The organism is uncultured Aliiroseovarius sp., from assembly GCF_947497285.1.
In the GTDB taxonomy this organism is placed as follows: domain Bacteria; phylum Pseudomonadota; class Alphaproteobacteria; order Rhodobacterales; family Rhodobacteraceae; genus Aliiroseovarius.
This window is the reverse complement of sequence record NZ_CANMFT010000004.1, coordinates 171,726-195,178: the sequence shown is the minus strand read 5'-3', so window position 1 is coordinate 195,178 and position 23,453 is coordinate 171,726. Positions and strand designations below refer to the sequence as shown.

24 protein-coding genes are annotated in these 23,453 nt (G+C 57.3%); 11 read left to right on the top strand and 13 right to left on the bottom strand.

Features of this window, described 5'->3' with window-relative positions; genetic code table 11:
• Positions 1–29: 29 nt before the first annotated feature.
• The 11 genes from Q0864_RS08765 to Q0864_RS08715 all read right to left on the bottom strand — a co-directional run bounded on the left by Q0864_RS08765 (position 30) and on the right by Q0864_RS08715 (position 10,755).
• Positions 30–689, bottom strand: a complete 660-nt coding sequence (locus tag Q0864_RS08765; RefSeq protein ID WP_298568129.1) for a 50S ribosomal protein L25/general stress protein Ctc — start codon at positions 687–689, stop codon at positions 30–32.
• A 110-nt stretch (positions 690–799) separates the two neighbouring features.
• Positions 800–1,201: a hypothetical protein gene (locus Q0864_RS08760; protein WP_298568126.1), complete on the bottom strand. Its 402-nt coding sequence runs from the start codon at positions 1,199–1,201 to the stop codon at positions 800–802.
• Entirely contained in the window at positions 1,194–2,294 is a 1,101-nt protein-coding gene (locus Q0864_RS08755) for a flagellar type III secretion system protein FlhB (protein WP_298568123.1), read from the bottom strand. The genes Q0864_RS08760 and Q0864_RS08755 overlap by 8 nt, the downstream gene beginning before the upstream one ends.
• Entirely contained in the window at positions 2,294–3,067 is a 774-nt protein-coding gene (locus Q0864_RS08750) for a flagellar biosynthetic protein FliR (protein WP_298568120.1), read from the bottom strand. The genes Q0864_RS08755 and Q0864_RS08750 overlap by 1 nt, the downstream gene beginning before the upstream one ends.
• On the bottom strand, positions 3,064–5,145 hold the full coding sequence (flhA, locus tag Q0864_RS08745; protein WP_298568117.1) for a flagellar biosynthesis protein FlhA: 2,082 nt from the start codon (positions 5,143–5,145) through the stop codon (positions 3,064–3,066). Before flhA ends, Q0864_RS08750 begins: the two co-directional genes overlap by 4 nt.
• The gene (locus tag Q0864_RS08740) at positions 5,142–5,960 is read right to left on the bottom strand and encodes a transglycosylase SLT domain-containing protein (RefSeq protein ID WP_298568115.1); all 819 of its coding nucleotides are present in this window, start codon (positions 5,958–5,960) and stop codon (positions 5,142–5,144) included. The genes flhA and Q0864_RS08740 overlap by 4 nt, the downstream gene beginning before the upstream one ends.
• A 78-nt stretch (positions 5,961–6,038) precedes the next feature.
• Entirely contained in the window at positions 6,039–8,297 is a 2,259-nt protein-coding gene (locus Q0864_RS08735) for a hypothetical protein (RefSeq protein ID WP_298568114.1), read from the bottom strand.
• A complete protein-coding gene (gene motA, locus Q0864_RS08730; RefSeq protein WP_298568111.1) occupies positions 8,294–9,163 on the bottom strand; it encodes a flagellar motor stator protein MotA in 870 nt (289 codons plus the stop codon). The genes Q0864_RS08735 and motA overlap by 4 nt, the downstream gene beginning before the upstream one ends.
• Positions 9,164–9,238: 75 nt before the next feature.
• Complete coding sequence (locus Q0864_RS08725; protein ID WP_298568109.1) at positions 9,239–9,856, bottom strand: hypothetical protein; 618 nt, start codon at positions 9,854–9,856, stop codon at positions 9,239–9,241.
• Entirely contained in the window at positions 9,853–10,242 is a 390-nt protein-coding gene (locus Q0864_RS08720) for a hypothetical protein (protein WP_298568107.1), read from the bottom strand. Before Q0864_RS08720 ends, Q0864_RS08725 begins: the two co-directional genes overlap by 4 nt.
• A gap of 15 nt (positions 10,243–10,257) precedes the next feature.
• Positions 10,258–10,755, bottom strand: coding sequence for a flagellar basal body-associated FliL family protein (locus Q0864_RS08715; protein WP_298568105.1), 498 nt, complete (start codon positions 10,753–10,755; stop codon positions 10,258–10,260).
• A gap of 127 nt (positions 10,756–10,882) precedes the next feature.
• Between Q0864_RS08715 and fliF the strand changes: the two genes are divergently transcribed.
• The 4 genes from fliF to fliP are packed head-to-tail and all read left to right on the top strand — an operon-like array spanning position 10,883 to position 14,193.
• Positions 10,883–12,529 (top strand): flagellar basal-body MS-ring/collar protein FliF, encoded by a 1,647-nt coding sequence (gene fliF / locus Q0864_RS08710; RefSeq protein WP_298568102.1) that lies wholly within the window; start codon positions 10,883–10,885, stop codon positions 12,527–12,529.
• Positions 12,530–12,543: 14 nt separating this feature from the next.
• Entirely contained in the window at positions 12,544–13,152 is a 609-nt protein-coding gene (locus Q0864_RS08705; protein ID WP_298568101.1) for a flagellar biosynthesis protein, read from the top strand.
• The gene (locus Q0864_RS08700; RefSeq protein ID WP_298568099.1) at positions 13,145–13,435 is read left to right on the top strand and encodes a FliM/FliN family flagellar motor C-terminal domain-containing protein; all 291 of its coding nucleotides are present in this window, start codon (positions 13,145–13,147) and stop codon (positions 13,433–13,435) included. The genes Q0864_RS08705 and Q0864_RS08700 overlap by 8 nt, the downstream gene beginning before the upstream one ends.
• Positions 13,436–13,452: 17 nt before the next feature.
• Positions 13,453–14,193, top strand: coding sequence for a flagellar type III secretion system pore protein FliP (gene fliP / locus Q0864_RS08695; protein ID WP_298568098.1), 741 nt, complete (start codon positions 13,453–13,455; stop codon positions 14,191–14,193).
• A gap of 50 nt (positions 14,194–14,243) precedes the next feature.
• Here the strand turns inward: fliP and Q0864_RS08690 are convergent, their stop codons facing one another.
• Positions 14,244–15,407, bottom strand: a complete 1,164-nt coding sequence (locus tag Q0864_RS08690) for an alpha-hydroxy acid oxidase (RefSeq protein ID WP_298568097.1) — start codon at positions 15,405–15,407, stop codon at positions 14,244–14,246.
• 192 nt (positions 15,408–15,599) lie between these two features.
• Here Q0864_RS08690 and Q0864_RS08685 point away from each other — a divergent pair, with 192 nt between their 5' ends.
• The 5 genes from Q0864_RS08685 to Q0864_RS08665 all read left to right on the top strand — a co-directional run bounded on the left by Q0864_RS08685 (position 15,600) and on the right by Q0864_RS08665 (position 20,556).
• Positions 15,600–16,661, top strand: a complete 1,062-nt coding sequence (locus Q0864_RS08685) for a Hint domain-containing protein (protein WP_298568095.1) — start codon at positions 15,600–15,602, stop codon at positions 16,659–16,661.
• A gap of 165 nt (positions 16,662–16,826) precedes the next feature.
• Positions 16,827–17,447 (top strand): 30S ribosomal protein S4, encoded by a 621-nt coding sequence (gene rpsD / locus Q0864_RS08680; protein WP_298568092.1) that lies wholly within the window; start codon positions 16,827–16,829, stop codon positions 17,445–17,447.
• A gap of 182 nt (positions 17,448–17,629) precedes the next feature.
• Positions 17,630–18,769, top strand: coding sequence for a histidinol-phosphate transaminase (gene hisC / locus Q0864_RS08675; RefSeq protein WP_298568089.1), 1,140 nt, complete (start codon positions 17,630–17,632; stop codon positions 18,767–18,769).
• Positions 18,766–19,683 (top strand): prephenate/arogenate dehydrogenase family protein, encoded by a 918-nt coding sequence (locus Q0864_RS08670; protein WP_298568087.1) that lies wholly within the window; start codon positions 18,766–18,768, stop codon positions 19,681–19,683. The genes hisC and Q0864_RS08670 overlap by 4 nt, the downstream gene beginning before the upstream one ends.
• A 51-nt stretch (positions 19,684–19,734) precedes the next feature.
• Entirely contained in the window at positions 19,735–20,556 is an 822-nt protein-coding gene (locus Q0864_RS08665) for an extensin family protein (RefSeq protein ID WP_298568086.1), read from the top strand.
• 2 nt (positions 20,557–20,558) lie between these two features.
• Here the strand turns inward: Q0864_RS08665 and Q0864_RS08660 are convergent, their stop codons facing one another.
• Positions 20,559–21,560 (bottom strand): DUF2125 domain-containing protein, encoded by a 1,002-nt coding sequence (locus Q0864_RS08660; RefSeq protein ID WP_298568083.1) that lies wholly within the window; start codon positions 21,558–21,560, stop codon positions 20,559–20,561.
• 71 nt (positions 21,561–21,631) lie between these two features.
• Between Q0864_RS08660 and Q0864_RS08655 the strand changes: the two genes are divergently transcribed.
• A complete protein-coding gene (locus Q0864_RS08655; RefSeq protein ID WP_298568080.1) occupies positions 21,632–22,171 on the top strand; it encodes a gamma-glutamylcyclotransferase in 540 nt (179 codons plus the stop codon).
• Between the two features lie 80 nt (positions 22,172–22,251).
• The gene (locus Q0864_RS08650; RefSeq protein ID WP_298568077.1) at positions 22,252–23,451 is read left to right on the top strand and encodes a biopolymer transporter ExbB; all 1,200 of its coding nucleotides are present in this window, start codon (positions 22,252–22,254) and stop codon (positions 23,449–23,451) included.
• Positions 23,452–23,453 lie beyond the last annotated feature (2 nt).

Sequence of the window (23,453 nt, the reverse complement as noted above, 5' to 3'; positions counted from 1 at the left end):
CCGCTTACCAATCATCCAGTCGGACGATCTTATTCTTCAGACTTCATTTCAGTCGCTTCGACTTCGTCTGCTGCGACCTCTTCAATCTCTTCTTCTTCGTCCTCATCAGCAGACCGCAGCGAGCTGGGCGCCGAAATGTTGGCGATTACGAAGTCACGATCAACCGTGACTTTCGCGCCTTTGGGAAGATCGACATCCGAGATGTGAATGACGTCGCCGACTTCGCGGCCCGTGAGGTCGACAACGATCTGATCGGGAATTTCACCCGCCATGACATTCAGTTCGACTTCCGGGCGCACAACGGTAAGAACGCCGCCTTTTTTCAAGCCAGGCGCTTCTTCTTCGTTGGTGAACTCAACGTGAATGAACAGGCTGATCCGCGTGTTGCGGTGCAGACGCATAAGGTCAAGGTGTGTCGGAAGGTCCTTCACCACGTCACGTTGAACGTTCCGGCAGATGACGCGGAAATCATCTGTGCCCTCAACCTTCAGGTTCCAAAGGGTCGAAAGGAAGCGGCCAGATTTCAGCTTCTTCAGCAGCTCGTTGAAGGGGATGTTGATCGGCATCGGATCTACACCGCCACCATACACGATACCCGGTACCAAGCCTTCGCGGCGAGCTTGACGAGCGGCCCCCTTGCCTGTCCCCGTCCGTACCGTGGCGACTAGATCAGGAATCTGTTTTGCCATGGAAATTCTCCAGTTTGTTTGAGCGGGATTCCTCCAAGGGTGTAAGTCCCGCGGTTGAAGCCGTGCCTATAGACCGGCATTCCCCAAAAGGAAAGCGATTTCTCGGCTCTTCAGTTTGATGACGCGCTTTGTTCCAGGGCCTTTGCGACCCTGACCCGCCGTTCCAGTGCGGCCCTGTCCTTCAAGGCCTCGGTGGCGCTGCGGCGTCCGAATGCAACGCGGGCTTGTGCAAGGTAGGATTCGCGGTCGGCGCGAGCGCGGGCCAACGAAATGTTCAGTTGCATAATCTGCACCTCTGCCCACCGCTGCCACTTGTCGAAATACCCGCTGGACATTGCGATTGGCACGTCGCCTGGCGAACCACCTTTGGGGATGTCGAAAAGGCGGCGTCGCAGATCCGAAATCTGCGCCTCCAGCGACTGTATCTTTTGATTGTGACGCGTAAGATCTGACATGGCCAGATCATATTTCATCGCCGAAAGCTTGTGCAGTTTTGATAGCTGATCAGTCATTCGCACCCCCGAAAGAGCGTCGCGCGCGGCTGCGCATTTTTTCGGCGAACCGGATAGCTGCGGCAACGGCCCGATACTGGTCTGGCGGGATTTGTTCGCCGATCTCTACTGTGGCATGCAGCGCGCGCGCGGTGGGTGGATCACGGTGGATGGGAATTCCGTGCTCTGCCGCGACTTCGCGGATGCGGGCGGCAATTTCATCGACCCCTTTTGCGACACAGACCGGGGCTTCGCCGGGCAGTCGTGACCATTTCAGCGCCACGGCGTAGTGGGTCGGGTTTACAACGATGACATCTGCCTCGGGCACCTCTGCCAGCATCTGGTTCATCGCAATATCATACCCCTTTTGCCGGCGCTGGTGCTTCATATGGGGGTCACCTTCGTTTTGCTTTATTTCGTCCATCAGCTCTTTGTGGGACATGCGGTTTTTGCGGGTATGTTCCTGCTGCTGCCACATGAAATCAATTCCACCGATGATCATTGCGATCAGCAGCACCAAACTGAAGAACGCGACACAAAGTTTGAGCAGCACGACGGTTGCCATCCCTGCGCTAAGCGACAAACTGGCCAGCATCTGAGGCAGCTTCACCCAAATGAAAACGCCCAGCACCACGGTGTAGATGGTGAGTTTGACGAAGCTCTTGAAAAATTCGAACAAACCGGATCGACCGAATTTGTTCTTCGCGTTGGAAAGCAATGACAGCCGGTTGAGCTTGGGCTGAACCTTCTCAGGCGCGACAACGAAGCTGCGCGTCGCAATCGACAGGACCAATACGGCAATGGCAGGCGCAATGAACCAAGGGGCCATTTGGCCACCAACGCCCAGCAGCAACGCGGCGGACAGGTCGCTCCCACCCCCTCGGAACACATCGCTTGCAAGCGTGTCAGCGCGCGCCAGCATGCCTGCCAAAAGCGCGCCCACACCTTTCAACGACGCCGCGCCAATGCTCATCGCCAGTAGGAGCAGGACAAGATAAGACATGGCGGTGTTCAGATCGGATGAACGGGCAACTTCGCCACGTTTTCGCGCATCGTCCAGCTTCTTTTGTGTCGGCTCGTGTTGTTTGCTGTCGTCGTCTTCCGTGTCGGACATCACCAGCCTCCGAACGGATCAGAGAGTGCGGCCGCCAGCGCTGCGCGCCAGATGGGCAGCAGCAAAGGGGTCGTTAAGAACAAAAGGATCAAGCCCCCCGCAGTGATGGCCGGCGCCCCCACGAAGGCCACCATCAATTGGGGCATCGCGCGGTTAATGACACCCAGGGCGACATTGTAGAGCAATGACACGATCACGAAGGGCGCGGCCAGAGTGAACGCTAAGGTGAAAGCCTGAGCAATGTGCGTGAGGCCCCAGTTCGAAAAAGCCTGTGCGGCCGGAAATACACCTGGGGGGAAGGCGCGATAGGACAGGATGAAGCCCTCGGCGATCCTGACATGCAGACCCATCATTGCCGCCAAGGCTAGCCCGGCGATCAGCAAAACATGCCCAAGCGCAGGTTGAGGGTCGGCATTCGCGCCCCCCATCAATTGTGCAAGCGACGTGGACTGTGCTGCAATACTGCCTGCGATCTGAAGGCTCATGATCACAAGTCGCAAGACCAACCCAAATGCCAGCCCGATAATAGGTTCCGAGGCGAGCAACAGCATCTGGGCTTGGGGCTCGATCGTGACGCCGATGTCGGATGCGACTGCCGGGGCGACGATCAGGCTGAAGGCAAGAGCAAGGCCCAACCGCACGCGCGGTGGCACCGATCTTTCACCGAAGACAGGCAACAATGCCATCGCAGCACCGACCCGCAGGAACACGATGAAACCGACCACCAAAAAGCCCGAAGCCAAGTCCGAGATATATGCAAGCGCCTCAGTCACGCTGAAATCATGCCGACCAAAGAGGGGCGCGCTTCAGTTCCGATTTCCTCGAACGATAGAACGGGATTCGCAATTCCCTTTGCAGATAGAACCGTGCGCAAAAACCGGCGCCGGCGTGATGAGGTGACAACCGCTGGGTAGATACCGTTTTCGCCGGCGCGTGCGATCCGGTCCGCAACCGAATTTGCCAGTTTGTTGAACTCTTCCGGTGGAAGTGCGACGTCATTGCCCCGGTCGCCGTCCAGTTGGTGGGCTTGAAATCTTTCTTCCCATTCCGGGGCCAGTTGAACCAGAGGAACGGTGCCGTCCTCTCGTTTCAGGTCGGCAATCAGCTGGAACCCAAGACGTTGCCGGACGTATTCACAGATGGCTTCTGGTGATCCGAAGACGGGCTTGGCCTCTGCGACACTTTCCAAAATGACGGGCAGGTTGCGAATTGACACGCGCTCTTCCAGAAGCAGTCTGAGCACGGAATGCAGTAGATCCAAGGGCACCTTGTCGGGGATCAGTTCCTCCAGCAAACGGCGGTTGGCCTCGGCGCGGGCGGGGTCTGAAAGATTGACAAACTCGTCCAGCAAACGCCGCAGCGCCTTAAGCCCGAGCAAACGCGGAAAGTTTCGTTTCATCACCTCAAGAAGATGCGTGGCCAATACTTCGGACGGGGCGATGACGGCGCAGCCAGAAAGGGCTGCTTCTTCTTGGTCGTCTTCGCTTACCCAGCGGGCAGGCGCACCATAGACCGGCTCCTTCACGTCCTCTCCGGCGGGGATGTCGTCACCATCGCCAGCCAGAATAACCAATGTCTTGTCCGGAATCAGCCTGCTGCGCGCCTGTTCGATGCCTTGAATCTTGATGGCGTAGGTGCCGGGCGGAAGCATGCTGTCATCGGTCAGTCGGATTTCTGGCAGGATCAAGCCGAAAGCACCGGCGATATGGTTGCGGATGCTTGATATGCGGGCGTCTAGTCCGGTCGAAGGATCCAACACCATCGATACGAGATCGGGCGCAAATTCAACATGGATGTCGTCAAGATCCAATATATCGCCCATACTTTCCTTGCGTGGCATGGTGCTGTCATCCAACGTTTCCGCAGCGGTGTTTTCAGCCTCTTTCTTCAGAATTTGATGGCCCTTCCATGCGGCGGCGGCCAAAGCCATTGCACCCAAGATAAACGGGATGAATGGCAAGCCCGGAACCAATCCGAAAAGTGCCATCAAGACGGCCACAGTTGCCAGCGCTGATGGGTATTTGCCCAATTGCGAAAACAACGCTAGATCGGTCGAACCAGAAGTGCCCCCGCGCGCCAATAGCAGGGCTGAAGCGATTGAAATGACGACCGCCGGGATCTGAGTCACAAGCCCGTCGCCGACCGTCAGGATTGCGTAGGTTTGAAAGGCGCGGCCGATCTCCATATCGTGGACAACCACGCCGATCAGCAGCCCCATCACCAAATTCAAGGCGGTGATCAGCAAACCTGCCACCGCATCGCCTTTGACGAATTTCGAGGCCCCGTCCAGCGATCCGAAAAACGTGGTTTCAGCCTGCTCGCGTTCACGGCGAGCCTTGGCCTCGGTGTGGTCAATAGCACCCGCGGACATGTCGCTGTCGATCGCCAATTGTTTGCCGGGCATGCCATCAAGCGCGAAACGCGCACCGACTTCGGCCATGCGCGCGGCGCCTTTCGTGATTACGATGAAATTCACGATCAGCAGAACGCAGAACACCACGAGCCCCAGCAGAACGCTCCCACCCATCACAAAGCTCGCGAACCCTTCGATAACGCTTCCGGCGGCTGAAGTGCCAGTGTGACCTTGCCCGATGATCAACTTCGTAGACGATACATTCAGGGACAATCGCAACATCAGCGAAGCAAGAAGAACGGTCGGGAAGGCCGAGAAATCCAGCGGCCGTTCAATGAACAACGTTACGGTGAACATGAGAATGGCCAAGGCAAACGATGCGGCCAGACCGACATCCAAAACCCAGGCTGGCATCGGCAAGATCATCATTACGATAATGGCCATTAGTGCCAGAGCGAGCAAAATGGTCGGGTGAAAAATCTTCTGAACCAGGATCATTTCCACAACCCCTGACCGCTTCGTTCTGAAAACAGGCTTGTTGCAGCCAAGGCGCCACTGATCGGGGCAAGCGAGCCGAGTGTGGTTGAACCGGCGTTTCTTTGTAGTAACGGAAAGTCATTTTGCCGTGGAACGATGTCGCGGGCGTGGCCAGTCGGAGCCACTGGTCCTGTTCGCAACTGTCGATTATGTGCAAGCCGGATCGGGACTCCATCTTCAGCCAGAAACTGACGGCGCAGCGTTCGGAACTTCGCCTTGTAGGTTGTCGCGTGCTGTGGCGTGCGCGAGTGGTAAGCTCCAGCAGCAGCATCCCACGTCCCAAACTCTTGATGTAACTCAAGAAGGAAGCGCGCTGCATAGCGCGCATTGGGCAGGGGGTCGAACATCTCACTTATCGACGTGAAGTGTTGTCGGTGCCATTTGTAGTTGATCTGGAAGCAACCAACATCAAAGCTTTCCGCTCCACGCGACAAATGGGTTTGAACATAGCTTTCTGCCTCTTCGAAAGTGTCAAACCAAACCCCCGTTCCTTCCATATTGACCGTCCAGGGCCAGGGCTGCAGCGCGGCCGTCTGCTTGCGTCCTGTTTCGACCAGAGTGATGGTTTTCAGAACCGAAACGGGAACACCGGTTTCGGCAGCCGCCAAATAAGCGGCGTCATAACAGGCTGCAGTCTGAAAAGTGCTGGCATGCGCTGCGGTTAGCTTGGCGATAAAGATGATCATTGGCATCAAGGCCAATGCAATTCTGGTCAATAATGTGCTGTGTTTGTGGTCGCCAGACAGCGAAGGAGATACTTTAAGGGCTTCGGGCATGTTGCTGCGCAATTCTTGCTGCGGATTTGATGCCCAGAATACGCATGCTCCCTTAACAAGCGGTAACCATGTCCCAACTTAGGGTGTCGGGAATTCAGCTAGCAACCGATCCAGCGTCGTCCTTGCCCCGGCACTTGCAGTTAACAAAGACTGATAGGCAGAAAGTGTGGTCGCATCAGCCAGTTGCGCATCGCTTGAACTGGCGAGCGACGCAGTGGCAGCAAGCGTTTCGTTCGGTGAGCGGCCCAATGCGGCCCAGGTACCAGATCGCCATAGCTCTGAAAGCCTTGCGTCCGGTTTCTGCAAGATCGCAAAAAGCTCTGCCGCATCCTCGTGGCGACCCAATCCAGAAAGCGAGGCCGCTCGCAATTCCAGCGCGTCCGGGCTGTCGAGACCCGCAAGATAGCCGAGTGCAACCTCAGGACGCCCTTCGGTCAAAGCTGAACGCGCGATGAGAATTCGCTCGTTTTTGTCGGGGGGCTGCTGGTCAAGCAGCACCATTTGCTTTGCCGGCTCCGCGAACCCGAGCCGAGACAGCCTTTGTGCGATTGCAAAGCGAGCGCTGTTGGTCGCATCCGTCCACCTGTCAGAAGACAAGGCAAATCGCAGGAAGACGGCATCAGAAGCCTTTTCAGTCAAGGCCTGCGCCAGCGTCGCAAGCAACTGCGCGCGCGCTTCAAAGTCGGGGCTTTCTAGTGCCTGATATGCGTCAAAAGCTTGTTCTATCCGCCCGACATGAGCAAGAGCGCGAATTTCGGCATGTGCCAGTTCGGATCCAATTTCTGTGGCGCGGTTTTCATAGGTGAGTGTCGAAAGGAGCTCCAATGTACGTTCTGGTATGCCTTCATCCGAGGCGATCAAAGTGTCGACATTGAGAAGCATAGCCTCCGCCGCTGTATCGACATCAGCATTGATTATGTTTTCAAGCTGTTGAAGGCCACGATGCTTGTCCCCTTCAAGTACTTGCAACCGCGCATTTGAGAGCGAAGGCGGGTGGAGGTCTTCAATTTGAGTGCGCTCCAATACCTGATTGATCTCATGTGCGGTCGCACGGTCTGCGCCAGAAAGGAATTTCTCGACCAGTAAAGGTCCTAAATGCGTTCGTAGATGCGTGGGTAGGGCCGAGAAAGCTCGAAGAATCCCAGAAGAATTGATTTCAGTTCCGGCACGAAGCGCGGGCTGAGCAAGCACTGCCCAAAGCGCGACCTCACCGTCACAGATTAGTTGGGGTGCCAAGAATTCAGAGTGTGATGACTCACCTTGGTCCATGACTTCGGCCATGGCAATCAAAACAGCGTGTTCAGAGATTTCGTTAGGGAAAGCAGATAGATAGGATAGGGCTTCTGCACCCAGAGTGAGATAAATTTGGTTGCGGACAAGCCGGTTCAGGGCTGTTTCATTCAAGCGATCAAATTCGCCAAACAGCTCGGCCCTTTGAGACGAGAAATCAAGTTCTCTCCCCTCGTTTGTGGCCCAGTGCGCGATTGCAAAAGCGTCCGCGTCCAGACAACGAACGCCATTTTCTGTGACCATAGTATGCCCGAGATTGCTGTTGGCCTCTCGATCTACGGCAGTCTGAATCGCGATATGGTCGTCTGGAGTAACCAGGACTGTTTCCGGCGCGGGCACATCGGGTGGTTCAGCACTCGTAAGGCCCGGCGCGTCAGTGTCTGCAACAGGAAGGAGTTGGTCGACCGAGGTGCTGACCAAGCCTTGGGCCGCAGCGCGCGAAAGCTGAGCCAAGAGCGTGTCTTCGGTCAAGCGGTCTGTAGTTTGAACCGCAGCGGCTTCATCGGCATCTTTGGAAGGTCTTTCCGCGATCGTGTCTTTGGTGCTTGCCTCCTCGGGCTTGTCAGACGAGGTCTGCCCAATCGGCAATCCCAGCCGAACGGCACTTGGCGTAAGGCTTGTCGCTGGAGATTGCGCAGGCGCGTCACGCTTGCTGTGAGCGACCAAGGTTTCTGGATTTTTACCGCTGGGACCATCAAAGATATCAATGACATACGGGCCACCAGGCAGTCGTTCCGTTTTGGCATGGCAATCACAATCTGCGATGATCTTTAAACTGCCGTCTTGAGCGCTGAAGACGGCAGAAATGCGGGTTCTGGGAATCTTCTCAAAGACACGCTTGGTATTGAACGTGTTGCTTGGGTCCTTCGTCGACAGGACATAGCCTTTTGGCGTTTGGTTGAACTCGGCCACGTCATTGGTGTCTGTATAGATCACCAGCCTTGAGAAATCTGCATGCTCGCCCGAGCGGACAACTATCTCGCGTGCTTCCGACAGCGTCGGCGCTAACAGAAGAGTGGCCAGGAAAAGGCGAACCATCGTAATCATGCCGCCGCTTGTTTGACCTCTTTTAACGCTTCCTCAAGGTCAGAGTAGCTGGGCCGGTGATGTCCCGGTGTGTTCTGGCGGCCCACCTCGATGCAGATGTTGACAGAATGGTTGTAGAGATTTGCCACCAGCACTTCACGGATAAGCTGGTAGAAGTGGGCATCTTCCTCGACCACTGTTTTGACCTTGGCTGAAAACGGCCCAACCAACCCATAAGCCAGAAAAACGCCAAGAAAGGTCCCGACCAGTGCCCCCCCGATCATCTTGCCAAGGATTTCGGGTGGCTGATCAATCGACCCCATTGTTTTGATCACCCCGAGAACAGCAGCGACAATGCCAAGGGCAGGCAAACCGTCTGCAACAGTCTGAAGGGCATGGCTGGAATGCAGTGCATGGTGCAGGTTTGCATCCATGCGCTTTTCCAAAACCTCCTCGACTTGATGGGGATCATCATAATTCATGGAGGCCGAACGGAGGGTGTCACAGATTAGGTTTACCGCTTCGGCGTCCTCCAAGATCTTGGGATAACGAGAAAAGATGGTGCTTTCGGATGGATTCTCAATATGCTCTTCAAGCGCCACAGCGTTTTGCCGGGCTTGTCGTATCAACTCAAACAGCAGGCACAGCAAGTCTTTGTAGTCTTCGTGTGTCCATTTGGGACCCTTGAACACCTTCCCGATGTCTTTCATTGTGTGTTTGATTGCTGCCATGTCGTTGGAAATGACAAAAGCGCCCGCCGCGGCCCCCCCGATCATGGTGAATTCGAAGGGAAGCGATTTGAGGATGATCCCCATCTTGCCGCCCGCAGCAAGGTAGCCGCCGAAAACCATAACGAAGATCAACGCAATACCGACGAAACCGATCATCTTTTACCTCTGCGCATATACGTGCTTGTTCGGGTTCAACATGACATCACTGGGTTAATAAAACGCGACCGTTGGTCAGTTCGTCGGCACATCTGTATGCCGGCCTGCCAACACAACGCTGATCGCGTAAGCGGTCTGAGGCTTCAACCCAGCCATGATCTGAGCCGCAATAGGCGCTTTCATACGCGACAGGAATCCTGCAGCAAATTCCGGCGCCATTTCCTCGAATAGAGGAATGGCCTGTTTGGGCTTCATGTTCTCATAAAGGGTCGTCAGCCCGTTCAGATCATCCGCAGCAGCTGTTTTGGCAGTCGCCATCGTCGCAGCCAATTTCTGTTCAGCAACGATCAAGGCATCCATTTTACGCGCTATCTGTTCGTCGGCGACAGACAAAGCCTTCAGGCGATCTTCAAGGGCAGTCTCTCGTTTCGCAACTGCAGCTTCGCGATTTTGCAGGGCTGCCAACAGCCGTTCGATATCTGCGTCGCTCTTGCAGCTGTCAATTTCGACGGGTTCAGCTGAAGTGCCTTTCAGGATGGTGGTTACATCATCTGCCACAGCCATACCCAAAGGCCCCAATCGAACCAGCCCGGAGGAGGCCAACATGATGGCCAGAAAAAGCAGTATGCGTCGGTTCGTGGATTTGCGCCGCGATGTTCTTGGCGGGCTGTCGGGGTTGTCCGGACGATTCATTCTGCAGCCTCCAGCACCCGATTGCTTGAAAACAGTGGTGGAGCGTCTTCCTGATGGTTCTGCGCCTGGCTATCGCTACTTGCGTCGTGGTTTTCAGTGTGGTCGGGAATGTCATGTAGACTGGCCATCATCAGTTCCAGATTGCGCGCAGAGCTTTCCGCGCGCTCTGTCAAGTCGCCCAGCACGGCGGCGCTTTCGCCTGCGGCCAATCGGGCTTTGTCCAGCGTTTTCGTCATGTCATCGACCTGTGCCGACAAAACCGCCACCGCACCGCCCATGCCATTTTGTAGATTGTTGAAGCGACGCAGGCGCCTGGACAGCACCAGACAATAGACAGCCGCACCAAGAGCACCGAGGCCCAAAAGAATGTCTGCGAGGATATCCATGTGTGTCCCTCCTTCTTAGTTGAGGACGAATTCCAAGATGAGCAGGTCCCGCACGCGACCTTCGCCGGTTACCAATTGAATGCGGCGCAGCATTTGCGCACGCAGCTGGATAAGAGCGGCTGGGTTTTCCAGCATCGGAAGTTCAACCGCGCGCAAATACGAATTCAGCACGTCCACCACGCGCGGCAGCACATTTTGCACGTCCGCTTCGTGACCTGGCACGACCTCTAGAGAGGCGCGGAAGCGCAAGTGGCGCGTGGCACCTGACTTTCCCAATGAAACGACAAGCGGTTCCATTTCGACGAATGCGACCAGCGGAAGATCGGTCAATTGCGGATCTTCCGTATGCGCATCTTCTTGGCTGAAGGCGCTGCCAACGACCCCAGTGTAGGCCGCAAAAAACCCGCCACCGCCAAGGAGAAGGGCCAACACCAACCCAATAAGAAGCCCCTTCTTGGAAGATTTTTTAGGTGCTTCGTCTGCGGTGTCTTCTTTGGTTTCCGGTTCTGCCATGAGTGCATCCAAGTTTCTTGTCTCGAATCGTTATAAACCTCTGGGCACTAACCAATTGTTAAGGGCGATTGACGATAACGGCATTCAGTGACGGGGGCAGAAGCCCGCTCGTGAAAGGAGTTACGTCTTGCAGCAGATCACTTCGGTTTGGACCGCCCTGGACATGAAAAAACGCGTGATCGTCGTGTTGGCCACGCTTGCGATGTTCGCTGCGGTGATTGGTTTGTCCCGTATAGCGACGAACCCGCGGATGACACTGCTGTATGCCGGTCTGGAAAATGGGGCCGCGGGTGATGTCGTCAACGCACTTGAAGCACGCGGCGTTGCCTATGAAATCCGCGGTGGCTCGATCTTGGTCGACGATTCCGCACGCGACAGCCTGCGTATGACGTTGGCCAGCGAAGGTCTGCCCGCAAATAGCGGTCAAGGCTACGAATTGCTTGACGGATTAAGCGGGTTTGGAACGACATCGCAGATGTTCGATGCCGCCTATTGGCGCGCCAAGGAAGGCGAACTGGCACGCACAATCGTCGCAAGCCCACTCATTCAGAATGCCCGCGTGCATATCGGAAATGTCTCCTCCCAACAGTTTCGTCAGCGCAACGAACCCTCAGCCTCGGTTACCGCGACCACGTCCAGCGGCACCTTGGCACCTGCGCAGGTCAAGGCGCTGAAATTCCTTGTCGCGTCGGCTGTGCCGGGGCTGTCGCCTGATCGGGTATCGATTATCGACAGTCGCGGTGGGCTGTTGGGCAGTGGTGATGAAACCGAAAATCTTTCTGGGGCGGCCTCTGACCGGGCGGCCCAATTGAAGCGCAATGTCGAACGATTGATCGAGGCGCGAGTCGGGTTCGGAAATGCCGTCGTCGAGCTGAACTTGGAGACCGCGACAGAGCAGGAATCCATTTTGGAACGCCGCTTTGATCCCGAAAGCCGCGTCGCTATCTCGACGGACACACAAGAGACATCGAACACAGCCAAGGACAGCGCGAACGCCGGCGTTACCGTGGCTTCGAACCTGCCGGAAGGCGACGCAGCGGGTGGTGGAAATTCGTCATCGAACACGTCAGAAAGCCGCGAGCGTATTAACTACGAGGTCTCTGAAACTACACGAGAAGTTGTGAAATCACCAGGTGCGGTGAAACGGCTGACGGTGGCAGTATTGGTTGACGGCTTAAAAACGACCGACGCTGACGGCAATGAAGTCTGGGAGCCTCGCCCCGCCGACGAGTTGGAAAGCTTGCGCGATCTGGTGGCCGGGGCGGTTGGTTTTGACGAAGGGCGCGGCGATCAAATTACAATCAAGACAATGCGGTTCGAAGCGATCGTCGCCGATGGGACGGCGCCATCGGCCGGACTTCTGGCGGGGCTTGACCTTGATGTAACCTCGTTGGTGCAGATGGCCTTCTTGGCGGTTGTGAGCCTCGTTCTTGGCTTGTTCGTTCTGCGTCCTATCTTTGCAGCGCAAGGAAAAATCGATCAGGGGGCGACGGGCGCTGCTGCGTTGCCGGGACTGCCTCAAGACCGCGCTAATACCTCTATGCTGCCCGCAACCCAAGAGATCGCGCCACTGCCAGCTTTTACTGGCGAGATCGACGATGGTGACTTTGCACCCCCCGAAATGGCAGTCGTGTCGGATATTGATTTCGGCGACGATGACACTGGTTCGGATGACCCTGTTCAGCGACTTCGAAACCTGATTGCCGAGCGTCAGTCCGAAACGGTCGAGATTCTGCGCGGTTGGATGGAAGATGATGAAGAGGTGGCGCGATGAGCGCGCGCGTGTTCTTGGAGGAATTCGGCGCTGTAGATGCGCGTGTTTCAAGTGATCTGCGGGGCAACGAACACTCATCAGATACAGATCAAACGGCAGCTGATCTGGAGAGCAAACGCCTGGAAGGCTATGCCGCGGGCTATCAGGCGGGCTGGGATGACGCATCGAAAGCCAATACCGACGAAAAAGAACGCGTTGAAGCCGAGTTCGCACGCAACCTTCAAGATCTAGGGTTCACCTTTCAGGAAGCACGAAGTCACGTCCTTGGAACACTGGAGCCGTTGCTGACTGCGATGGTGGAAACGGTTCTTCCAAAAGCCATTCAAGAAGCATTGGGGCAGGTGATCAACGAAGAGCTGATCCCGATGGCGGAGCAAGCCGCCGATTCACCTATCCAAGTCTTGGTTTCACCCGCCAGCCGTGGGGCTTTGGATCACCTGATGCAGCACCCAAATGCGGTTCCATTTGAAATCGTGGAAGAAAGCACATTGCCCGAGGGTCAGGTCTACCTTCGTTCGCCGACGGCTGAGCGGCGGATAGACCTGAGTTCGGCGCTCGACCGTATCAAAGATGCCGTCGAAGCAGTTTATGACATCAACGAGAAGGCATTCAACTATGGCTGAACCCGCACCTGAAACCGATGCTCAAGGCGCAAAAAGCCCGTTCGTCAAAGTTCCGATCGAAGTCACGATTTCGGTCGGATGCGCACGCCCGACAGTGCAAGAGCTTTTGCAGCTGGCACAGGATTCCGTCCTGCCTTTGGACAAGAAGATCGACGATCCTGTTGAGCTTTATGTCGGCGGGCAGCTTATCGCACGCGGCGAACTGGAAGAGCTGACCGGAGACTCGCAAGGCCAGCTCGCCGTTCGTTTGACCGAAGTTGCAGACCTCAAATCCGGATTGTGAAGCAAAGGTTGTTCCTCATGGCACCGCTCTTTCTTCGCGCTGTAGTGCTCGCGGTCCTGCTTGGGATCGGCGCCTCCGGTCAGGCCAGTGCGCAGGACATCTCCATCTCGCTCGGGGATGATGGGTCGCTGGCGACGCGAACAATCCAGATTTTCGTTCTGCTCACGGTGCTTAGCCTTGTGCCGGGGTTGGCCATCATGGTCACCTGCTTCCCCTTTCTCGTCACGGTTCTGTCTATTCTCAGACAGGCGATCGGCCTACAGCAGTCGCCGCCAAACATGTTGATCATCAGCCTTGCGCTGTTCTTGACCTATTTTATTATGGAACCCGTCTTCGTTGAGGCCTGGACCCAGGGTGGCCAGCCGTTTTCCGAAGGCAAGCTGGAAATCGAACCAGCGTTTCTGGCCGCGATTGAACCCTTCCGCCTTTTCATGGCAGACCGGATCGACCCGGAAACCTTCGAGCATCTTGCAACCCTTCGTGAGCAAACAGCGGGCGTAACTGTCGGTGCTGATGCGCCAATGTCTTTGCTGGTGCCGTCTTTCTTGCTGTCAGAAGTCGAGCGCGCCTTTCAGATCGGTTTTCTTGTGTTTCTTCCGTTTCTGGTCATCGACCTTGTGGTCGCGGCCATTCTGATGTCGATGGGCATGATGATGGTGCCACCCGCGATTGTGTCGCTGCCCTTCAAGCTGGCGTTCTTTGTTGTTGCGGATGGTTGGACGCTGATTTCAGGCGCCTTGGTCCGCAGCTATTTCTAGCAACGAGGGTTGGCGATGCCCAAACGCGACCCAACTGGTTCCGGGTCGGGCTATTCCCAGTCGCCTGAGAACCCTTTTGGCACGTGTAGAATTGAACGATCCACGGTCGAGATGTCGGTGTGACCGCAGAACGCCATCGAAATATCCAACTCTTTGTGGATCACCTCCAACGCCTTGGTGACACCCTCTTCCCCCATCGCGCCCAGGCCATAGGTGAATGCGCGGCCGATATAGGTGCCCTTGGCGCCCATCGCGACCGCTTTCAAAACGTCCTGTCCTGACCGGATGCCACTGTCCAGATGGACCTCGACCTTGTCACCGACGGCGTCAAGCACAGCGGGCAATGCGCGGATGGAACTGAGCGCGCCATCAAGCTGGCGCCCGCCATGGTTGCTCACAATGATCGCATCTGCACCGGCGTTCACCGCCTCGATCGCGTCTGCTGGCTCGATGATCCCCTTGATGATCATCGGACCGCCCCACATCTTTTTGAACTGTCGAATGCGGTCCCAATCCAGTGACGGATCGAAAGCCTGCGCGGTCCATGTGTGAAGCGATGAGGGGTCTTCGACCCCTTGTGCGTGACCGACAATGTTGCCGAAGAACCGACGCTTGGTGCCCAGCATTCCCAAGCCCCACTGGACCTTGGTCATCATGTTCGCGACCGATTTTGCGGTCAATTTGGGCGGGGCAGACAAGCCGTTCTTCAAGTCCTTGTGGCGCTGCCCCAGAACCTGAAGATCAACGGTGATGACAATGGCCGTGCAATTCGCGGCGCGGGCCCGGTCAAACAGCCGCTGCATAAAGTCGTCATCTTTCAAGGTGTAGACCTGAAACCAGAACGGCGCAGAGGTGTTTTCGGCCACGTCCTCAATCGAGCAGATCGACATGGTGGACAACGTGAAGGGCACGCCGAACTTTTCGGCCGCTCGTGCCGCCTTGATCTCACCATCTGCGCATTGCATCCCGGTCAACCCGACGGGCGCAAGCGCGACGGGCATGGCCACATCTTGCCCGATCATCTTGGTCTGGGTGGAGCGGTTGTCCATATCCACCGCGACCCGCTGTCGAAAATAAAGCTTTTCGAAATCCGAAGTGTTTTCGCGAAACGTCTGCTCGGACCAACTGCCGCTTTCCGCATAATCGTAAAACATCTTTGGCACCCGCCGCTGGTAGATGCGGCGCAGGTCTTCGATTTCGGTGATGACGGGCATTTCAGCCTCCTGAAAAATTGGTAAAGAAAACTTACCAGCAGTTCTTTTGCTTGGCAATGGACCTTTGGCGCGGCCTAATTTGGATCGAAAATTCCACGCACAGGGGCGACGCGGTAGGGACAAAAGCCTTAACAACGCGAATCACCCGTGGTAGTTTGCAAAAAACAAAAAGAAAAATGGCAGGTATCAGGCATGAAGACGGGCTATCGTGGCACGTTTGTCATTTCATGGGCGCAGACAGAAGTGGATGGTTTGCCGGGCGCACCGGTGGCCTCTCTTGGTGTCGGGGCAAGCTGGCGCTGGACGGGGAAACCGTTGCGCGTTGATGGGCCTCGTGAAGTTCTGGACCTTGAGGCTACTAGCGATGAAGAGGATCTGCGTCGTCGAGCGGCGTATATGGTGCAGAACCTGGTCGGGGCCGCGATGGACCCGGCCCAACCCATTGAGGCGCATGAGGTTGACAGCACACGGTTGAACATGGGCTTCGAAGTCACCGACGGTCACGCCAGCTATATAGCGTCATTGATTGATGCGAAAAGCAGGCAGCCCTTGTTGATGTTCGTCGGTCAAATGCCGCCGTCCGACACCGAGTTGTGGGTGGTGCGCGCTTCAATGGAACCTAGCTATGTCAACCGGTTGAGCGACCAGCCGACAGGGGTTATCTGTTTCACGCCGGGAACCCGGTTGCGGACCGCCGACGGTGAAGCGCTGGTCGAGCACCTGTCCGAAGGCGACATCGTTCAAACACGCGACAACGGCGCACAGAAAGTGTTGTGGGTCGGACGGCGCCGAATTTCTGGCGCGCGCCTGTTTGCCATGCCCGAACTGCGGCCAATCCGACTGCGCGCCGGCGCGATTTGCTCGGGCCAACCCGATGAGGATCTTCTCGTTTCGCCAGAGCACCAGCTTTTGATCACCGGTGCGCGTGCGCGCGACCTGTTCAACGAAGACGAGGTTTTGGTATCCGCCCGTGATCTGGTGGATGAACGTCGCGTGGTGGTCGATCGCCTGGCAAAAGAGGTTGTTTATTGCCACGTGCTTTTGGAACACCACGAAGTCGTCTGGGCCAATGGCGTGCCGACCGAAAGCTTTCACCCGGCCAATACCGATCTTGAAATGCTCGACGCGGGCCAACGCGCCCGGTTGCTCGAGATTTTTCCGCTTCTTGACTACGACCCCATGGCCTACGGCGCTTTTGCGCGACGTAGTCTGAACAAGGGCGAAACGGCAATTCTGCGCGGTCACGTGGCATAAGTTCTGCCGGGGGCGTTGACTCCCTCACTCATGGCGTTATAAGCCCTCAATCCGGTCCCGCGAGGGGCCGGTTTTCATTGGTGTTGGTGGCCCCTGCGAAGGGATGCCTGTCGGGCTTCGGCCAAAGGACAACGCCCTTCGATATCTTTATGAAGGAGACCAGCCGTGACCAAACGCACGTCTGCCAAGTACAAAATTGATCGCCGCATGGGCGAAAACATCTGGGGTCGCCCGAAATCGCCGGTAAACCGTCGCGAATACGGCCCCGGCCAACACGGCCAGCGTCGTAAGGGCAAACTGTCGGATTTCGGTCTGCAGCTGCGCGCCAAGCAGAAGCTGAAAGGCTACTACGGCGACCTGACCGAAAAACAATTCCGCCGCATCTATGGTGAAGCCGAGCGTGTCAAAGGCGACACCGGTGAAAACCTGATTGGTCTGCTGGAACGCCGCCTTGACGCTGTTGTCTACCGCGCCAAATTTGTGCCGACCGTGTTTGCAGCCCGTCAGTTCGTCAACCACGGCCACGTGCGTGTGAACGGCAAGAAAGTGAACATCCCGTCCTATCGCGTGCAAGAAGGCGACGTGATCGAAGTGCGTGATCGTTCGAAGCAAATGGCATCCATTCTGGAAGCGGTTCAACTGCCCGAGCGTGACGTGCCGGACTATATGGACGTTGACCATTCGAAACTGACCGCCACTTTCACCCGGACTCCCGGCCTGTCGGATGTGCCGTATCCGGTTGTGATGGAACCGAACCTGGTCGTCGAATTCTACGCGAAAAACTAAGCTAGTCTTGCAACATCGCAGTGTTTTGGAACCCGCCCAGGATCTGGGCGGGTTTCTTTTTGCGTTGCTGGAAATCGCAGATGCAGTGAAGCCTCAGCGCGGGGCACAATTCTCGCCGCGTTGCTTTCGTGCTTTGCAGGGTCTGGTGACCGCGCTACATCACTCGACAAAGGAGCATCCTCATGGCCAAGATCATACCCCAGCCGGGGATCATGCAGATCACGCCCTATGTGGGCGGCGCCTCGACGGTGGACGGCATTGCCAATGTCATCAAGCTAAGCTCGAACGAAAACCCGTTCGGGCCAAGCCCGCACGCAGTCGAAGCCTTCCAGCGCGCCGGGCACGAACTGCATCGCTATCCGAACACGGATCACGGCGCACTGCGTCAAGCCATTGGCGATTTCCACGGATTGGACCCTGATCGCATCATCTGCGGTGTCGGATCGGACGAGGTGATCACGTTCCTGTGCCAAGCCTATTCGGGCCCGGGCACTGAAGTGATTCACACAGAGCATGGCTTTTCGATGTACCGGATCTCGGCGTTGGCGGCAGGTGCGACACCGGTCATGGTGCCGGAACGTGAACGCATGGTCGATGTCGATGAAATCCTGAAAGGTGTGACTGACAAAACCAGTTTGGTGTTCGTTACCAATCCGGGCAATCCGACGGCCACGATGGTAAGCCACGGAGAGCTCGCGCGCCTTGCCCGCGAATTGCCCGATCACGTGTTGTTGGTTTTGGACGCAGCTTACGCGGAATATGTCGACGGCTTTGATGGAGAGGCGTCGCTGGTCTCCAAATACGAAAACGTCTTCATGACGCGCACGTTTTCTAAGATGTATGGCTTGGGTGGGCTGCGGATCGGTTGGGGGTATGGCGCGTCCGACGTGATCGACGTGTTGAACCGGGTGCGGGGTCCGTTTAACCTGTCGATGCCTCAGCTTGCCGCGGCCGAAGCTGCGTTGCGCGACCGGGATCATGCCACGCGCTGTCTGCGTGAAAATACGCGGCTGCGGTCCTGGCTGGCCGAAACCCTGGCCGAATTTGGTGTGCCGTCAGACACGTCTTGCACCAACTTCATTCTGGCGCGCTTTGCCAGCGAGGACGAGGCTTCGACCTGTAACACCTACTTGCAAGAACAAGGGATCATCGTGCGCAAGGTTGGCGGCTATGGCCTGCCCAACTGCCTGCGTATCACGGTTGGCGACGAAGCGTCCTGTCGCCGGGTGGCGCATATGATCGGTCGCTTCAAAGGCGGCGCGCCGGGGTCCAAGTTGATGCTGCTGGAAGAAGACAGGCTTGAGGAAGGGGAGGGTACATGAGCGTCATCTACAACCGTGTCGCCTTGATCGGTCTGGGTCTGATCGCGTCTTCGATGGCCCATGCGATGCGTCGCGCTGGCTTGGCGGGCGAGATTGTCGGAACCGCACGTTCGGTTGAAACCCGTGACGCTGCGCGCGAACTTGGGTTTTGCGACCGCATTGTCGACACCGCCGCCGAGGCCGTCGACGGGGCGGATCTGGTTGTCCTTGCCGTGCCCGTCGGTGCGATGGATGGCGTCGCTTCGGAAATCGGACCCAAGCTTGGCGAAGGGGCCACTCTGACAGATGTCGGGTCGGTCAAGCGCGCGGTGATCGAAACCGTTGCGCCGCATTTGCCCGATCACGTGCATTTCATCCCGGGCCATCCCTTGGCTGGGACCGAGCACAGCGGCCCTCGATCCGGCTTTGCCGAACTGTTCGACAACCGTTGGTGCATCCTGATCCCCAACGGCACACCCCAAGCCGCCACCGACCGGTTGACCGCGTTCTGGCAGGGGCTGGGTGCCAATGTTGACGTGATGGATGCAGACCATCACGACCTTGTTCTGGCTGTCACCAGTCACACGCCGCACCTGATTGCCTATACCATGGTGGGCGTTGCAGATGACTTGTCGCGCGTGACCGACAGCGAGGTCATCAAGTATTCGGCGGCGGGTTTTCGCGACTTTACGCGTATCGCTGCTTCAGACCCGACCATGTGGCGTGATGTGTTTTTAAACAATAAGGACGCGACGTTAGAGATCTTGGGCCGGTTCACGGAAGAGCTTTTCGCCCTGCAACGCGCCATTCGCACCGGTGATGGCGAAGAGCTGTTTGACTATTTCACTCGAACCCGTGCCATTCGCCGTGGTATTATCGAAGCCGGGCAAGACACCGACGCGCCCGATTTCGGGCGGTCCGGCAAACACGACTAGGCCGCACCACAAGTGCGTTCGACCGCGAAGAGCATGTGTGAAGGAGCAGTAATGAGGGTAATCGGTTTTGGTGTTCGGGCTGTGTTGAAGCGATCCCTTGGCGGGGTGGTTCTGGCCGCGATGTTTTCGACCACGGCCATGAGCGCGCCGCCTGACAGTTCGCTCAGACCGACGCCGCGCCCGGCAAGCAACCAAGGAGTCATCGCGACCAGTGGCGCGCAGCTGGCAGCAGCAGTGGCGGCCCCGACACGCCTTGCCGTCGCACGTTCGCTGCGCCCCAACAAACGGCCCAAAGGCTTTTCCCGCAAGGTCGCCGCATCCATGCCCGCGCCAGCGAATGTTGGGCGCAAGGGCCGCGTATGTGGCGTGAACGAGATCAAAGGCCAAGCCGTCTCGGCGATCCCCGGCAAGATCCGCGGCTGTGGTGTCGCCGATCCTGTGCGCGTGACCGAAGTGTCTGGCGTCAAGCTCAGCCAGGCTGCGGTAATGGATTGCACCACGGCAAAGGCGCTGAACAACTGGGTGCGAACGGGCGTCTTCCCCGCCGTTGGTCGGCTGGGTGGTGGACCGTCTTCGCTACGGGTTGTGGCGCATTATGCCTGCCGCACGCGCAACAACAAGTCTGGCGCAAAAATCAGCGAGCACGGCAAGGGTCGCGCGTTGGACATCGCGGCGGTGCGTTTGAAAAACGGGGCCGAAATTTCGGTGCTCAAAGGGTGGCGTGACCCGGTTCAGGGCAAAGTGCTCAAGTCGATGCACAAGGCGGCTTGCGGGCCGTTTGGAACGGTGCTTGGCCCAAATGCAGATCGATATCATCAGGACCATTTGCATCTGGACACAGCGCGGTATCGTAGCGGCGCGTATTGCCGCTAAGTTTACCGGATTACAAGAACCGGTGCGCGGCCAACTGGAACCGGCCCAAGAAAGACCGTGCCACCAGACAGGCGCAGTGGCACATCCAGCGTTTCACTGTTGCCCGACAGGCCTGCGACGAATTGCAGGGCGCCGGTCACGGTTGACACCAGCTCTGGCGCCAGCGCACCAGATGCTTCGGCAAGCTGGATCATCTGTCGCCAGTTGCGGGCCTTGACGGTCACATTGCCTGATGGATTGCCCCGCGCGTCTACGTCCACGGCGCCTGCCATGGCGAGTTCAAGCTCGCCCCATTTTGCCACGAAGGACGACAGGTCGATCCGCGTAACCTGAGGGCGGGCATCCTCGATCGCGCTGCGGTCCCATGGGGCCGAAAACGTGACGTTGGCGTCAAGCGACACCCCTTCGAAGACCGGTGGTAATACGTCATCGGTATCGAGATTTCGGATGAAGGAAGACGCAGGCGTCAGATCCGAAGCCTCGAAGTGAATATCGTGGCGGTTCTCTCCCTCGGTATCCCGACGGGTCGCCAGTTGCCCATGCACAAGCGACGATGTCCATCCGGCAGATGATGTCATGGTCAGCCCTTCGATGACAATCGAGCTGCGGTCCAGCGTCAACGCGGGCGTCGGATCGACAACCAGCGACCCCTTCAAATCCAAGGCGGAGATCGTGATCCGCTGTTGGGGCGTTGACAGAATTTGCTCTCCGGGCCAGGCGGCAATCACGTGATAGGGCTTGTAGGACAGCGCCAGGATCTGGAATTCGGGCGCGGCCCATGCCAGTCCCGTATCGGGGTCGGCCAGCTCTAACCCGGTGAAGACAGTGTCGAACCGGTTGGGAAACCCGCGTGTTGACAGGTCGCTGACCTCCGCGACCCAGCCGTCAGCCTGCCGATCCTTGATCCACGCCGCAAAGGCCCCTTCTGTGGCGCGCGCGCCGACATACCAATACCCGGCCCAAAGCCCCGCCAATACCAGCGTTATTACGATCAATCTGCGCATCACACTTTCCTCTTGTCACGTCACGTGCTTATTGGCGTATTTAAAGCGGCACGTGACGAAGAGCGAGTGAAATGAGCAGACAGGATCTATGGGTTTTCGGGTATGGGTCATTGATGTGGAACCCAGGGTTTGCCCATACCGAAGCAGTTGTGGCCAGTCTGCCGGGCTTTCACCGCAGCTTTTGCATGAGATCCATTCACCATCGCGGAACCGTGGACAACCCCGGACTTGTCCTTGCGCTGGACGAAATGGAGGCCGCACAATGCCAGGGTCTCGCCTTTCGTGCCTGCCCGAAAAGCCATGATCAGGCACTGGCCGATCTGCGCGAGCGCGAACTTGTCTCCTCGGCCTATCTTGAAAAAAAGCTGAAGATCTCGCTGCGCGATGGCCGAGAGGTCGAGGCCGTCACCTATGTGATCGATCCACACCACGTGCAATACTGCCAAATCGATTTGGAAGAACAAGCACGGATAATCGCACAAGCGATCGGCGGGCGTGGTCCGAACACAGAATACCTTTACAACACTGCTGCCCACCTGAACGAACTTGGGATCGAAGATGACGACCTGAACTGGCTTGCGCAGCAGGTGCGGAAGTTGGCGGGCGACTGACAGGTCTACACAGAGCTTGGCACCTGCACAAATCGCGCCTATCCTGTGCCCAACAACAACGGCGACAAGGAAATGCCCGCATGGATCAGTTGGATCGCGGGACGCTGACTGCGCCCAAAAAACACGGGGTCGAGCCGTCTTTCACCCATCCGGTCCGCCAAATCTTTGTGATGTTGGTGGTGTTGGGTCTTGTAGGCTTTGGCGTGTTTTTGGCTTTGCCAAGGGTGCTGCCGGTGTTTCAGGCAAATCTCTATCTGAATGGCTTCATCCTGTTTGTCTTCGTGATCGGCCTGCTGGCTTGTTTCTGGCAGGTCTGGCAGGTCTTTTCATCCGTCGGCTGGATCGAGGGCTACGTTCAGGAACGCGATGGTCATGACCCGGACCGGGCGCCGCGGTTGTTGGCGTCTTTGGCGGCGCTTTTTCGATCAAACCGTGGGTCGCATCTGCAGATCGGTGCGTCGTCCGCACGGTCGATCCTCGATAGCATCGCAACACGTATAGATGAAGCCCGTGACATCACACGATATATCGTCAACCTGCTGATATTTCTCGGACTTCTCGGCACATTCTACGGCTTGGCGACGACCGTACCGGCGGTGGTCGAAACCATCAGGTCGCTGGCGCCGGGTGAGGGTGAAGGCGGGGTTGATGTGTTCAACCGTCTTATGACCGGGCTTGAGGCGCAGCTGGGCGGCATGGGCACGGCTTTCTCATCCTCGCTGTTGGGTCTTGCGGGGTCGCTGGTCGTCGGGCTGCTGGAGCTGTTTGCCGGGCATGGCCAGAACCGGTTTTATCGCGAGCTAGAGGAATGGCTGTCCACCATTACGAAGATAAGCTTTGCCACCGGCGATGGAGAGGGCAACGACCAAGGTGCCAGCGCCTATCTTGGCGTTCTTGCCGAGCAGGTCGAAGCGATGCAGACCCTGTTCACCCAGACCGATGTGCAACGCAGCATGCTGGACCAGCGGCTGGGACATTTGGCCGACAAAATCGATGCGGTTGCCACGAAACTGCAAGACGGGGGCGGTCAGGCTGCCGCCTTGTCACGGCTCGCGGACGGGCAGGACAGGGTGGTCGAAGTGCTGCAGGCGCGCGCCGATGACGCGGACGATCACCCGGATGCGGAAAGCCGGATGCGGCTTCGCTCCATCGATGTTCAACTGCTGCGCATTTTGGAAGAAATGCAAGCTGGACGACAGGAAAGTCTTGCCGACCTGCGCGGGGATCTTGCAACCCTGACCCACGCGATCCGCGTGGCGTCCGGTCAGGACAGGGCGTAACC